The organism is Streptomyces sp. CY-1, from assembly GCF_047218265.1.
GTDB classification, from domain to species: Bacteria; Actinomycetota; Actinomycetes; order Streptomycetales; family Streptomycetaceae; genus Streptomyces; species Streptomyces niphimycinicus.
In genome coordinates this window covers 9,322,022-9,335,741 of sequence record NZ_CP178393.1, presented here as the reverse complement: position 1 = coordinate 9,335,741, position 13,720 = coordinate 9,322,022, and the positions used below count along the sequence as shown (strand labels likewise).

Sequence of the window (13,720 nt, the reverse complement as noted above, 5' to 3'; positions counted from 1 at the left end):
GCCGGGCCACGGGCGGTTCCGCTACGGGCCCGGTGTCGCTTCCCGCGTTCGTTGGGTCGTTCACCATGATTGCTCTCCGAGTCCGTTTCCACGATTCACATCCGATGCCGCACCCGCGCCCGGCCCCGTTCCCGGGCGGGGAGGGCGGCGCTTCACAGGTCCAGCACCAATTCACCGGAGACGGCCCGGGAGACGCAGAGCATCATGGTGTGGCCCGACTCCCGTTCGGTCGCCGTGAGCAGGGAGTCGCGGTGTTCCACCGCGCCCGCCAGCACCTTGGTCTCGCAGCTTCCGCACACGCCCTCCCGGCAGGCGCTGGGGACGACGATCCCCGCCTCGTCGAGGCAGTCGAGGATCGAGCGGCCGGCGGGTATCCGCACCGAGGTCCCGGCGCGCTCGCAGACCACGTCGAACTCGCCGTCGGGCGCGAAATCGCCCGCCTCGGCGGGCTTCGCCGCGAACCGCTCGAGGTGCAGGCTGCCCTCGGGCCAGGACGCGCACCGCCGCTCGACGGCGGCGAGCAGCCCCTCGGGACCGCAGCAGTACACGGCGGTGTCCGGCCGTGGTGTGCCGAGCAGGGTGTCCAGATCCAGCGGGCCGCGCTCGGCCTGGATGACGACGTCGACCTTGTCGCCGTACGCGGCCAGCTCGTCCAGGAAGGCCATCGACGAGCGCCGTCGGCCACCGTAGGCCAGCGACCACCGCGCACCGCCCGCCTCGGCGGCGGCCACCATCGGCAGCAGCGGGGTGATGCCGATGCCACCGGCCAGGAACACATACCGCTCGGCGGGGACCAGGGCGAAGCGGTTGCGCGGGCCCCCCACCTCGACCAGGTCGCCGACGCGCAGGGTTTCGTGCACATACCGCGAGCCGCCCTGGGAGCGCTCCTCGCGCAGCACCGCGAAGCGGTATGTGTACCGGTCGCCCGGGTCGCCGCACAGCGAGTACTGCCGGGTGACGCCGGGCAGCACGAGGTCCAGATGGGCTCCCGGGGTCCAGGCCGGAAGGGCGGCGCCCCCGGGGTCGGCCAGGGTCACCGAGACCACACCATCGGATTCCCGGCGCAACTGCTCGACCCGCAGGTCCAGGACGCCGTCGGGGTCGTCCAGTGGTTCGCTCACGGTCTCCTCCTGACGGCTCGGTCCGTTGTTAGTACTATGTACGGTACGACGTACGAGAGTCAATGGACCTGTGCGGTGCCGCTGTCGGCCACGTCATGCGGAGCCGGATCGCGCGGCGGCGGCTGCGGGGGGTCGCCCTCCTCCCGGAGGAACAGGCCCGCGATCACCGAGACGACCGACATCGCCGCCATGTACACCGCGATGCCCAGCCACCCGCCGGTGGTGTGCAGCAGATAGGTGGCTATGTCGGGGGAGAACGCGTTCCCGGCGATCAGCCCGATGGTGAAACCGATCGACATGCCGGTGAACCTCAGGCGCGCCGGGAAGACCTGCGAGAAGTACGCCGGCACCACCCCGTAGTTGACGGAGTAGCCGATGAACAGGAGCGTGAAGCCCAGCAGCATCAGCCAGTACTCCCGCGTCTCCAGCAGCGCCAGCCAGACGAACGGCAGCACGATCAGCGAGGCCGCTCCGGCGAGGAAGACCCTGCGGTTCCCGAACCGGTCCGCCAGCTTGCCGGCGAGCGGCACGCAGACCATGATGACGACGATGGCCGGCAGCAGGACGGAGATCATGGCGTCCTTGTCCAGCCCCAGCCCGGTGCGGGCGTATTCCAGGCTGTACACGCTGGCCAGGGTGAAGGCCACCCCCGCGCTCAGGATGGCGCAGGCCATCAGCGCGACCCGTCCGCCGCACTCGCGGAACACCTCGACCACGGGCAGCCGCTCCGCCGTGTTCTGGGCCTTGACCGCTTCGAACTCGGGGCTCTCCTCCAGGCTGAGGCGCACGAAGAGGCCCACCCCGACGAGCACCGCGCTCAGCAGGAACGGAATCCGCCAGCCCCAGGAGTGCAGTTGGCCGTCCGGGAGCTGGAGCACTCCGAGGAAGACGAGGTTGGCCAGGAGGAGTCCGGCCGAGGTGCCGGTATTGATCAACGAGCCCCGGAATCCGCGTTTCCCGTGGTCCGCGTGCTCGATGGTCATCAGGACCGCCCCGCCGTATTCGCCACCGACGGAGAACCCCTGGGCGAGCCTGGCGATGATCAACAGGATCGGCGCCACGATCCCCACCTGGCCGTAGGTCGGCAGCAGACCCACCACGAAGGTCGCCACGCCCATCAGTCCCAACGTGGCGACCAGCGTGGACTTCCGGCCCAGCCGGTCGCCGAAGTGCCCGAACACCACCGCGCCGATCGGCCGGGCCAGGAAGCCGATGGCGAAGGTCGACAGCGAGAGCATCGTGCCGATCACCGGGTCCGAGGTGGGGAAGAAGAGCTTGGCGAACACCACCGACGAGGCCAGTCCATAGATGGAGAAGTCGTAGTATTCGACGGTGGTGCCGATCCAGCCCGCGACCAGCGCTCGTGTGCTCTGGTCCCGGCCGTGGTCAGGAACATGGGTTGCTGTCATGAGGGTCCTTTGTCCGTAGGGACGGGCGAGGCGTGGGAAGAGGTAGCGGCGGCGCGCCCCTGACAGATGCAGCGGGCCTTGGAAAACCGCAGGACGCCTGGTGCCGAATCGAAGTCGGCTCAGCGATCGCAAGTGGTCGTACTATGTACCGTTCGGTGTATGCCGTCAAGGATCCCGACGGCACCCACGACGGATACGGACAGAAGACACCTCAGCCCCGGGCCGAAGGACCCGGGGCTTGAGGAAACCAGGCAGCGAGCCTCAGTCGCCGGTCTGCCGCAGTACGCCCGCGATGAGGCAGTCGAGCCCGAAGAGGAACTGTTCGTCGCTGGGCAGCGTGGTCATGTCCTCGGCGAGCTCCACCATGTTGGGGAAGTCCTCACGTGGCAGGGCCCCGTAGAAGTGCCTGCGCCGGCGCCGCAGCTCCTCGGCCTCGGGATGGTCCGCCTTCCCCCACGGGCGGGGGGCCTGGTAGCTGGCGAATCCCAAGCTGTACTGCACGATCAGGCCGTAGACCCGTACCGCGTCCCGGTCCGCGAACCCCGCCTCGCGCAGCCTGCCGATGACCGCTTCGAACGCGCCCCGCATGGACTGCGGACCGGTGCTCACCCGCGTGGCGAAGAGCCGCACGATGCTGGGGTGCTCCCGCATCATGTCGAGGAAGGCCAGCGCCAGGGCCCGCACGACCGCCTCGGGCGAGGTCTCCTCGGCGGTGGGCAGCCGGAAGTTCCCCATGACGTGGTCGGCGATGCCGTCGAGGATCTCCTCCTTGCTGCGGAAGTAGCTGTAGAGCGTCATCGCGCCCACGCCGAGGTCCGAGGCGAGCCGCCGGATGGTCAGCACCTCGATGTCTTCCTCGTCGCAGATCCGGGTGGCCACCTCGATGATCCGCTCGGCAGTGAGCGCCCTCGCACGCGACCGCGGACCCGCCACCTGGACTCTCCTCTTCTCACACCACCGGAAACCGGCGACGCGCCCGGCGCCGTCGTACCGCACACCGTACAGCCGCCCTCGGGCATTTTCCCCCTCGGGCGAACCGCCGGTCCGGCGGACTGTGAGACGCGGACGAGATGAGGTGGCCGGAGCCGATCGGGCGGTCAGGAGGCGGTGTTCGCGCGGGCGGCGAGGTCCAGGGCGATGTCCGTGATCATGTCCTCCTGGCCGCCGACCATCTTGCGGCGGCCGACCTCGACCAGGATCGCGCGGGTGTCCAGACCGTGGCGGACCGCGGCGGCCTCCGCATGGCGCAGGAAGCTGGAGTACACGCCCGCGTAGCCGAGGGTGAGGGTCTCCCGGTCGACCCGGACCTCACGGTCCTGAAGCGGCCGGACGATGTCGTCGGCGGCGTCCATGAGGGGGAACAGATCGCAGCCGTGCTTCCAGCCCATCAGGTCGGCGACGGCGATGAACGCCTCCAGCGGGCAGTTGCCCGCCCCCGCTCCCTGGCCCGCGAGGGAGGCGTCCACGCGTGTGACGCCGTTCTCGACGGCGACCACCGTGTTGGCCACGCCGAGGGCGAGGTTGTGGTGGGCGTGGATGCCGAGTTCGGTGGCCGGGTCGAGCACCTCGCGGTAGGCCCGGAAGCGGTCGCGGACACCGTCCATGGTCAGCCGGCCACCGGAGTCGGTGACGTACACACAGTGGGCGCCGTAGGACTCCATCAGCCCCGCCTGGCGGGCGAGTTCGGCCGGTTCGGCCATATGCGACATCATCAGGAACCCGGCCACGTCCATGCCCAGCTCGCGGGCGGCGGAGATGTGCTGGGCGGAGATGTCGGCCTCGGTGCAGTGGGTGGCGACGCGCACGGAGCGGATGCCGAGGGCGTGGGCCCGCTTCAGATCGTGCAGGGTGCCGATGCCCGGCAGCAGCAGCGTGGTGGGAATCGCCTTGCCCGAGGCCCCGACGACGGCCTCGATCCAGTCCCAGTCGGTGTGGGCGCCGATGCCGTAGGTGACGCTGGAGCCGGACAGGCCGTCCCCGTGGGCGATCTCGATCGCGGCCACCCCGGCGGCGTCCAGGGCGGCGGCTATGGTGCTCGCCTGCTCGACGGTGTAGCGGTGGCGGACGGCGTGCATGCCGTCCCGCAGGGTCACGTCCTGGATGTACAGGGCGGGCGGGGCCGAGGGGGTGGGGGCGGTTGCGGCGGCGTCGGTCGTGGTCATCGTGCGGCCTCCTCGCCGGAGCGGTGTGCGGCCAGGCGCTCCGCGGTGCGCAGCGCGGCCGAGGTCATGATGTCGAGGTTTCCGGCGTAGGCCGGGAGGTAGTGGGCGGCGCCCTCGACCTCGAGGAAGACCGAGACCTTCACCGCGTCGCCGCCCGCGGCCTCGGCGGGCAGCAGCGAGCGCAGCGGGTCGTCGGCGCTCACCTGGTCGAACTGCACCTTCTGCTTGAGGCGGTATCCGGGCACATACGCCTGGACCCGGCCGACCATCTCCTCGACGGAGGCGGTGACCTCCTCGGTGTCGCAGCCGGAGACCAGGCAGTGCACGGTGTCCCGCATGATCAGCGGCGGCTCGGCCGGGTTGAGGATGATGATGGCCTTGCCGCGGGCGGCGCCGCCGACGCGCTCGATGGCGGAGGCGGTGGTCTCGGTGAACTCGTCGATGTTGGCCCGGGTGCCGGGGCCCGCGGAGCGGGAGGAGATGGACGCGACGATCTCCCCGTAGTGGACGGGGGTGACCGCGCCCACCGCGGCGACGATCGGGATGGTGGCCTGGCCGCCGCAGGTGACCATGTTGACGTTCGGCGCGCCGAGGTGGGCGTCGCCGTTGACCGGGGGCACCACATAGGGGCCGATGGCCGCCGGGGTGAGGTCGACGAGGGTACGGCCGAGGGGGCGCAGCACCTCCTCGTGGCGCTTGTGGGCACCGGCGGAGGTCGCGTCGAAGACGATCTCCACGTCCGCGAACTCGTCCAGCTTCACCAGCCCGTCCACGCCCTCGTGGGTGGTGGCCACCTTCAGCCGGCGGGCGCGGGCCAGCCCGTCGGAGTCGGGGTCGATACCGGCCATCGCGGCGATCTCCAGGGTGTCGGAGAGCCGCAGCACCTTGATCAGGAGGTCGGTGCCGATGTTGCCGGACCCGATGATCGCCACCTTGGTGCGGGTGTTCGTCTCGCTGCTCACCGGTTGTCTCCTTCCGCGGCGAACCCGACTCCTACGGCGCCCAGGTTCGAGATACGGGCTTGGAACACATCGCCCGGGGCCGCCGGGACCATCGGTCCCAGGGCCCCGGTCAGGACGAGGTCGCCCGCCCGCAGCGGGTCACCCCGCTCGGCGAGGGCCGAGGCCAGCCAGACGGCCGCGTTGAGGGGGCCGCCGAGGCAGTCGGCGCCGGTCCCCTCGGAGACCATCTCGCCGTTGCGGCTCATGCTCATCTGTACGGAGCGCAGGTTGACCGCGGTCAGCGGCACCGGGAAGGCGCCGAGGACGTACATCCCGCAGGAGGCGTTGTCGGCGACGGTGTCGACGATGGAGATGTCCCAGTCCCGCACCCGGCTGTCCACGATCTCCAGCGCGGGCAGCGCGAAGTCGGTGGCGCGCAGCAGGTCGACGACGGTGCACCGGGCGTGCGGCAGATCGCTGCCGAGCACCAGCGCCACCTCGGCCTCCACCTTGGGCTGGAGCAGCCGCCCGGCGGGCACCTCACCGCCCTCCGGCACGGCCATGTCCGCGAACAGGGCGCCGAAGTCCGGCTGGTCCACGCCGAGTTGGCGCTGCACGGCCGGCGACGTCAAACCGATCTTCCGGCCGACGATGCGGCGGCCGGCGGCCTGTTCGCGTTGCAGATTCAGCCGCTGCACCGCGTAGGCGGCCTCGATGTCACCGTCGGCCAGGAGTGTGCGCACCGGTGGGCAGGCGGTCCCGCCGCGGGCGGCCTCCGCCAGTGCGTCGGCGGCCTTGACCACCGCCCCGGGGAAGGCGTCCGTCGGGACGCGGTCGGGCACATTCGGCACGGGCTACCTCCTGAGGTGGAACGTGGGTGCCGGGCCCCCGGCGCTCCCCATGTGGCCTCCGGTATAGACGCGCGACCCGCCACGAGCCAACTTTTGTTCCGTTACGCGGAACACGGCGGGTGCGGGACTGCCGGACGAGGCCGTGCTGACCTGCCGTGCCCGCGTCCGGCCGGAGGGGCGTACCGCCTCACGGAACTCTCCGGGCGAGGGGCAGGCCCCGGCCGCCCGGTCCTTGACGCCACCCGAGGAGTTCCGTACAAAGTACGACCAGGGCCGCGGGCTCACCAACCTGCCATACCGGGAGAGTGCATATGCTGACCGCCCACTACACCTCCAGCCGCTTCGGCCAGTTGCACCATGTCGAGTGCGGCGAGGGCGAGCCGGTGCTGCTGCTCCACCAGACCCCACGGTCATGGACCGAGTACCGCGATGTGCTTCCGCTGGTCGGCGCCGCGCACCGGGCGATCGCGATGGACACCGTCGGCTACGGGGCGTCGGCGAAACCCGCGGAGGATCAGAGCATCGAGATGTTCGCCGACGGGGTCGAGGACCTGGTGGCCGGGCTGGGACTGGAGTCGTTCCACCTGGTCGGCCACCACACCGGCGGCGTGATCGCGGTGGAGGTGGCGGCGCGCCTGGGCGCCCGGGTGCGGAGCCTGGTGCTCTCCGCGACCCCGTTCATCACCCCGGAGAAGCGCTCCCGGGCGGCGTGGAAGCGCCCGGTCGACTGGGTGCAGCCGAAACCGGACGGCTCCCACCTCATGGAGCTGTGGAACCGGCGGAGGCACTTCTACGAGCCCGGACAGGAGGCCGCGCTCAACCGGTTCATGGCCGACGCCGTGCGGGTGCTGGACCGGGCGGAGGACGGCCATATCGCCGTTCGGCTGTTCGCGATGGACGAGCGACTGCCACGGATCACCGCCCCGGCCACGGTCATCTGCGGGCAGGACGACGATCCGTCGATGCCCAGCTTCGAGCCCATGGTGAACGCCCTGTCCGCCACGGGGCACATCGTGCCCGAGGCCGGTGTGCCGTTCCCCGAACAGCGGCCGGAGGAGTTCGCCCGGCTGGTGCTGGAAGCGGTCGCATCCGCCGGGGCGGCGGACCGCTGACGATGGTGTGGTGTCAGGGGGCGGGGAACAGCGAGCGATAGAAGGGCGTCTCACGGAAACCGTCCCCGTGGTGCGTGGAGCTCCACTTCAGGGGCACCGCCGGGCCACCGGCCCGGTACAGCTCGCCGACGAGCGCGTAGTCGGGGTGTACACCGTCATCGCTCATCGTCGTGGTGAAGTCGAACTCGAACCGGTCGCCCGGCCGTACCTGCAGACCCTCCTCCGACAGCGGGGCGTACACCGGGGTCCAATTGCTCGACTGGACCAGCGAGTCGAGCGGCTCGTCGTCCTCGGTCACCCACAGGCGCACGCCGAGCGCGAGCCCGGAGAAACGGCCCGCTCGGCTGAAGGTCAGCTCGACGGCGTCGACGCCCTCCGGCTGCAGGTCGCCGTTGTACTCCAGCGGCTCCACCTCGACGGTATCGGACAGATACGACCGCTGCCGCACCCTCGGGTTGTCCTGCAGCCCTTCGAGGACCACCCGCAGATCGAAGGGGCGGCCCACCGACGCGAACACCTCTTCCACGTAACGGAAGACGAGGGGCGGAAAGCCGGGGAGCGTGCCGAGGTTCGCGCTGTTCAGGTCCAGGGCGACGGCGGTGGTGGCGCTGCGGTGCGGGATGAACACCCCGCCGGGCTTCACCAGGCGCTCCCGCGCGTCCCGCAGGACGGACCCCGCCCCTTCCGAGCCGGCGAGCGTGCCGATGATCTCGGAGACGCACATATCGACGGGCTCGGGCAGCTCGATCTCGGTGGACAGCCCCTCCACCACCGTGATCCGGTCGGCGAAGCCTGCCTTTTCGATGTTCTTCCGGGCGATCCGCGCGGACTCGGGAAGGACCTCCACGGCCCATACGTGTCGCGCCCCGGCGCGGGCGGCGGCCAGCGCCCACACCGCGTCCTGCCCGGTGCCGATGTCGAGCACCGTCCGGCCGGGTGCGTAGCGCCGGACGGCGTCGTGGTACGCGCCCATCCGACGCTCGTCCTTGATCATCGCGTCGTAGGCGACCTCGTCGTACACCGGATACTCGCCGATCGAAGCGAACAGCCACACCGGGCTCGACTCCAGTTCACATGCCCGCACCGGCACCTTGCACCCCGGTGCGGCCAACTCTGCGAGGAAGGAACGCGGCATCTTCAGACCTTTCCCAGGAGTGACTTTTCACGACCAGCATGACAGGCAGGGAAACCTGGAATTCCCTAGCAATCGAACTCACCACGGGTGAATAAAGTCCGAATATAGCCCGGTTAAAGCAAAGTAAAAGCTCGAGAAGCGAGGCGATCGAGGCTCGATTTCACCGATACCCGGCCGCGACCACCGCCGGGGCCTCGGCCGCGCGCCGGCAAAAGCCGCCGAGGGCCCGTGCCGCCATGGGGCGGCCTCATCGAACAGACGCACGCAGGCGATTGGCATGTCCGCGACCAAATGGAGGTTGCCTGCGAAGGTAAATTCGGCTTGATTTCGCGGCTGGGTATCCGGATCCCGGCACTGGAGCGTCCGAAAGTAATCGGACCTCGTATTCAAATTGGTGATCCGTAGTAATCGGCGAGACAGGCGCTCATGGATAATGGTTGAAATAGCAACCATCCGTCATGTCTTTCGGCCAGGGCTTCTACGGCTGGATCGGCGACACCCGCATCGTCAAACGGGCCCTGCGGCCACAGGACTTCATGAACCACCTGCCGGCTTCGGAGCGGTAGGCCCGGCCTCGCGGGCCAGAAGCCCGCCGCGAGCCCGCGAGCCCGCGAGCGCTTGAGCGCTTGAGCGCGCCCCGGGCGACGCTCGCCTCTTCCGCTTGACCTGATTAGACCTGTCTGTCTAATATCATTCGCGATTAGATAGACAGGTCTACTCATACTTCGAACGGGGAAGGTCATGACGAATCTCTCGGTCGTCCCGGCGTCCAAACCGGCGCGCACCTCCGATGCGGCGCCCGCCGACGCCGGATCCGACTCCGCCGCCGTATCCGCGCGGGGCCGGCGGCTGCCGCCGAACGTGGCGCTGTATGTACTCGCCTCGATCACCATCTCGTTCCTGGCGGCCTCCAGCGCGCCGACCCCGCTCTACGCCGCCTACCAGGCCGAATGGGGCTTCGACCCGATCACCACCACCGTGGTCTTCGGCGTCTACGCGGTGGCCGTGCTGCTCGGGCTGCTCACCATGGGCAAGCTCTCCGACCACGTCGGCAGGCGGCCGGTGCTGCTGGCCGCGCTGGCGGCGCAGGCCACCTCGATGGTCGTGTTCGCCACCGCCGACGGCGTGTCGGGGCTGATGGTCGCCCGGATCGTCCAGGGACTGTCGACCGGCGCCGCGCTCGGCGCGATCGGGGCGGGGATGATGGACATAGACCGGCCGCGCGGCACGATCACCAACGCGGTCGTCCCGGGCATCGGCACGGCGACCGGCGCGCTGGTCTCCGGCCTCGTCGTCCAGTTCCTGCCCGCCCCCACGCATCTGGTCTACCTCGGGCTGCTGGCGGTCTTCGTCCTCCAGGCCGTCGCCGTCGCGCTGATGGCGGAGACGGCGACCCGCAAGCCGGGGGCGCTGGCAAGCCTGGCGCCGGAGATCAAGCTGCCGCGTGCCGTACGCCGCCCGATGCTGGTGGCCGCGCCGGTGCTGTTCGCCGTCTGGGCGCTGGCCGGGCTGTACGGGTCGCTCGGCCCGTCCCTCGCACGGCAGTTGACCGGTTCCGGGTCCGAAGTCCTCGGCGGGCTGAGCCTGTTCGTGCTCGCCGGCGTGGCCGCCGTCTCGGTGCTGGTCCTGCGGATGGCGGCGACCCGGACGGTGATGCTCATCGGCATCCTCGCGCTGATCGCCGGGGTGGCCCTCACCCTCGTCTCGATCCGCGACTCCTCCCCCACCGGCTTCTTCGTCGGCACCGCCATCGCGGGCGTCGGCTTCGGCAGCGGGTTCCAGGGCGGCATCCGTACGGTGATGCCGCTGGCCCGGCCGCATGAGAGTTCCGGGGTGCTGTCGCTGCTCTTCGTCGTCTCCTACCTGGGCATGGGGGTGCCCGCCGTGATCGCCGGGTTCCTCGTCGTCCACGCGGGCGGACTGACCGCCACCGCACAGGAGTACGGCGTCGCCGTGATCGTCCTCGCGGCGTTCGCACTGCTCTGGCTGCTGCGCGGCGGCCGGGACGGGGCGGCGGTCCTGCCGGGCGAGCGGGTCGGCGGCAACGGCTGAGGGGTGGCCTCCGGCCGGGCTCGGTCGAGACTCGGTTGGGACTCGGCCGGAGGCATGCGGCCGGGGCATAATGTAGACAGGTCTGTCTGAAGGAGTGACCGTCATGGCGAGTGTCCAGAGCACCGCGAAGCCGTCGGCGCGTGAGCGCCTGCTCGCCGCCGCGAACGAGCTGTTCTACGCCGAGGGCGTGCAGAGCGTCGGGATCGACCGGGTCACCGAGCACGCGGGCGTGGCCAAGGCGTCGCTGTACAACACCTTCGGCGGCAAGGAGCAGCTCATCCGGGCGTACCTCGACACCCGGCACGCGGGCACCGCCGACCGGATCACCCGGGCCGTCGCGGAGCGCGACACGCCCCGCGAGAAGATGCTGGCGGTCTTCGAGTCCCAGGGGCGGCAGTTCGACCGGCCCGACTTCCACGGCTGCGCCTTCATCCGCGCCGGCGCCGAGGCCAGCCCCGGCGGGCTGGTCCAGGAAGCGGCGGACGCCTTCCGCGGCTGGATGCGCGAACTCTTCACCCGCCTCGCCGCCGAGGCCGGCGCCGCCGACCCCGACGCCCTGGGCCACCAGCTCCAACTCCTCTACGACGGCGCCGGCATCTCCGCCCTGATGGACCACGACTCCACGGTGGCCGCGACCTCCCGCGCGGCGGCGACCGCCCTGATCGCGGCGGCGACGGGCGCATCCGCCGAGGCATGAGCGGCGCTCGGCACGCACGCGGGCCGGGACCGCGAGCGTGTGCACCACCGCGCTGACCGCCGCGATCTGGCACAACGACCACACAAGGCAGCCCGTCCTCCAGTGTCTTCTCGATCAAAGGGGGTAGGTGGCGATCGTCCCGCCCACTGCGTCACCTCCCCCTATGACCAGGAGAGACACGTGCCCAGAACGCTTGTCACGGGTATCGCCGCCACCGCCGTCGCCACCGTCCTGCTCACCGGCTCCGGGGCCGTGAGCGCCACCGCCACGGCCACGGCGCCACGTGAGCCGCACGCCACCGATGTCCACCGGGTCCGGATCCAGGACGACTTCGACTCGCTCGGCCCCGAGGTCCGGGGGATGAAACTGGACTCGGGGCGCACCGCCCACTACATCGACGACGGGCCCCGGGACGGAAAGCCGGTGCTCTACATCGGCGGCACGGGCACCAGCGCGCGAGTGGCCCATATGACGGACTTCCTGCGCAGCACCCGCGAGTCCCTCGGGCTGCGGCTGATATCGGTCGAGCGCAACGGCTTCGGGGACACGGAGTTCGACAAGAGCCTGGGGAAGGCGGACTTCGCGAAGGATGCGCTACAGGTACTGGACCGCGTCGGGGTGCGCAAGGTCAGCGTGATCGCCATCTCGGGTGGCGGTCCGTACGCCGCCGAGCTGGCGTCCCTGGCCCCGGACCGGGTCCAGTCACTGCACTTGGCCGCCGCTCTGCCGCCGTACGGCGCGAAGCGCCCCTACTGCTCGATGTCTGATGACGAGCTGGGCAAGTCGCTGGAGAAGCAGATCGCCGATCCCCGCGTCTGGTGGGCGCTGCCGGACGACAGCCCGACCAAACGCATCCCCGGCTTCGCCGACACCGCCTTCGAGGACGGCGCCCGCACCTACAACCAGCGCGGTCAGAAGTCCGACCCCGCGCCTCAGGTGCATGAGCAGAAACTCTACTGCCAGCGGCCCGGCCCCGATCTGTCGAAGCTGACGGCCCCCGTCACCCTCTACAGCGGGAAGAAGGACACGACCGTGCCGCCCAGCACGATCGACACCTGGAAGCAGCACCTGCCCGGCAATCCGGCCGTGCGCAGCTATGCCGACTCTGGGCATGATGTGCAGTACCGGCACTGGGACCAGATCCTCGTCGACCTCGCCGGGCACAGGGACCACACCGTGATCTGCTACCGGGGCCACAGCTCCATGCCACCGGCCCGGATCGCCGACCCGCTGGTCGAGAAGGGCCGGGCCACGCTCGGCAGTTGCGCCTGGCAGAAGTCCGGTGAGGACGGGCCCGTCGGCTGAGACGAGATCCCGAGACACGTCATGGCCGCCGCGCCCAGAACAGGGCGTGACCGCCGTCGCCCTCGGGGGCGAACTCCTCTCCCTCGACGGTCAGTCCGGCCTGGGTGAGCCACGTCCGATAGGTCGCGGCGTCGGCGTGGCTCCACCACATCGTGGCGCCACCGCTGAGCCAGTTGTCATCGGTGCCGGTCCAGGCGGTGTGCCCGGTGGTGGCCAGGAACCAGCCGCCCGGGCGTAGCCAGGTGGCGATCCTGGCGAGGAGGGGAGGTTGCTCCGCCAGCGGGATGTGGATCAGGGCGTAGAGGGAGACCACGGCGTCGAAGGAGGCGGCCGGGAACTCCACGGCCGTGGCATCGGCCTGGCGGAACTCGGCCTCCGGCACCAGCTCCCGCGCCCGGCGGATCTGCTCCCCGCTGATGTCGACACCGGTGACGCGGTGCCCCGCGGCGGCCAGCGCGCGGGCCACCGGCAGGCCGCAGCCGCACCCCAGGTCCAGCACGGTGGCGGCGGGCGGAATGCGCTGCTGGAGGGCGCCGAGCCAGGGCTGGTACTTGGTTTCGGTGGCGTAGGACTGCTCGTAGTGGCGGGAGAGCGCGTCGTATCCGCGCCTGACCACGTCCTTGGGATCGTCGATGTCCACGACGGAGCACGGTAGTTGGGGGCGGACGCCTTCCGCGAACGGTTTTCGGGCGCGAGCCGATGCCCGCGCCCGGCAGCGCCGTCAGACCTTGCGCACTGCGGCGACGAACTCCGCCCAGGCCCCGGCCGGGACGACCAGGGCGGGACCTGTCTTGTCCTTGGAGTCGCGGATGCCGACCTGGGCGGTGTGGGGCAGGTGGGCGATCTCGACGCACGCGGTCCCGTTGTTCTCGCTGTAGGACGACTTGAACCAGGCACCTTCGGGTGCGACATCAGAAGCTATGCGGTGTGTCATG

13 protein-coding genes are annotated in these 13,720 nt (G+C 70.4%); 4 read left to right on the top strand and 9 right to left on the bottom strand.

Annotation, left to right across the window (positions count from 1 at the left end):
* Positions 1–152: 152 nt before the first annotated feature.
* The 6 genes from ACK1X7_RS40205 to mhpD form a co-directional block, all read right to left on the bottom strand.
* Positions 153–1,121, bottom strand: coding sequence for a PDR/VanB family oxidoreductase (locus ACK1X7_RS40205; protein ID WP_413116424.1), 969 nt, complete (start codon positions 1,119–1,121; stop codon positions 153–155).
* A gap of 59 nt (positions 1,122–1,180) precedes the next feature.
* Entirely contained in the window at positions 1,181–2,530 is a 1,350-nt protein-coding gene (locus tag ACK1X7_RS40200) for an MFS transporter (protein WP_413116423.1), read from the bottom strand.
* A 261-nt stretch (positions 2,531–2,791) separates the two neighbouring features.
* Positions 2,792–3,463, bottom strand: coding sequence for a TetR/AcrR family transcriptional regulator (locus tag ACK1X7_RS40195; RefSeq protein WP_390793444.1), 672 nt, complete (start codon positions 3,461–3,463; stop codon positions 2,792–2,794).
* 164 nt (positions 3,464–3,627) lie between these two features.
* On the bottom strand, positions 3,628–4,692 hold the full coding sequence (dmpG, locus tag ACK1X7_RS40190; RefSeq protein WP_413116422.1) for a 4-hydroxy-2-oxovalerate aldolase: 1,065 nt from the start codon (positions 4,690–4,692) through the stop codon (positions 3,628–3,630).
* Complete coding sequence (locus tag ACK1X7_RS40185; protein WP_385138945.1) at positions 4,689–5,654, bottom strand: acetaldehyde dehydrogenase (acetylating); 966 nt, start codon at positions 5,652–5,654, stop codon at positions 4,689–4,691. The genes dmpG and ACK1X7_RS40185 overlap by 4 nt, the downstream gene beginning before the upstream one ends.
* Positions 5,651–6,484, bottom strand: a complete 834-nt coding sequence (gene mhpD / locus ACK1X7_RS40180) for a 2-keto-4-pentenoate hydratase (protein ID WP_385138942.1) — start codon at positions 6,482–6,484, stop codon at positions 5,651–5,653. Before mhpD ends, ACK1X7_RS40185 begins: the two co-directional genes overlap by 4 nt.
* Positions 6,485–6,795: 311 nt before the next feature.
* Between mhpD and ACK1X7_RS40175 the strand changes: the two genes are divergently transcribed.
* Positions 6,796–7,596 (top strand): alpha/beta fold hydrolase, encoded by an 801-nt coding sequence (locus tag ACK1X7_RS40175; protein WP_390793445.1) that lies wholly within the window; start codon positions 6,796–6,798, stop codon positions 7,594–7,596.
* Between the two features lie 13 nt (positions 7,597–7,609).
* Here the strand turns inward: ACK1X7_RS40175 and ACK1X7_RS40170 are convergent, their stop codons facing one another.
* Positions 7,610–8,731 carry a 50S ribosomal protein L11 methyltransferase gene (locus ACK1X7_RS40170; RefSeq protein ID WP_385138935.1) on the bottom strand — a complete coding sequence of 374 codons (1,122 nt, stop codon included), beginning with the start codon at positions 8,729–8,731 and terminating at the stop codon, positions 7,610–7,612.
* Positions 8,732–9,472: 741 nt separating this feature from the next.
* Here ACK1X7_RS40170 and ACK1X7_RS40165 point away from each other — a divergent pair.
* The 3 genes from ACK1X7_RS40165 to ACK1X7_RS40155 all read left to right on the top strand — a co-directional run bounded on the left by ACK1X7_RS40165 (position 9,473) and on the right by ACK1X7_RS40155 (position 12,785).
* The gene (locus ACK1X7_RS40165; protein ID WP_385155295.1) at positions 9,473–10,783 is read left to right on the top strand and encodes an MFS transporter; all 1,311 of its coding nucleotides are present in this window, start codon (positions 9,473–9,475) and stop codon (positions 10,781–10,783) included.
* Positions 10,784–10,886: 103 nt separating this feature from the next.
* On the top strand, positions 10,887–11,480 hold the full coding sequence (locus ACK1X7_RS40160) for a TetR/AcrR family transcriptional regulator (RefSeq protein ID WP_385155292.1): 594 nt from the start codon (positions 10,887–10,889) through the stop codon (positions 11,478–11,480).
* Positions 11,481–11,660: 180 nt separating this feature from the next.
* Positions 11,661–12,785, top strand: a complete 1,125-nt coding sequence (locus ACK1X7_RS40155; RefSeq protein ID WP_413116421.1) for an alpha/beta fold hydrolase — start codon at positions 11,661–11,663, stop codon at positions 12,783–12,785.
* 19 nt (positions 12,786–12,804) lie between these two features.
* Here ACK1X7_RS40155 and ACK1X7_RS40150 read toward each other — a convergent pair whose 3' ends face one another.
* A complete protein-coding gene (locus ACK1X7_RS40150; RefSeq protein WP_413116420.1) occupies positions 12,805–13,425 on the bottom strand; it encodes a class I SAM-dependent methyltransferase in 621 nt (206 codons plus the stop codon).
* An 81-nt stretch (positions 13,426–13,506) separates the two neighbouring features.
* Positions 13,507–13,719 carry a DUF397 domain-containing protein gene (locus ACK1X7_RS40145; protein ID WP_385155283.1) on the bottom strand — a complete coding sequence of 71 codons (213 nt, stop codon included), beginning with the start codon at positions 13,717–13,719 and terminating at the stop codon, positions 13,507–13,509.
* Between the last annotated feature and the right edge of the window lies 1 nt (position 13,720).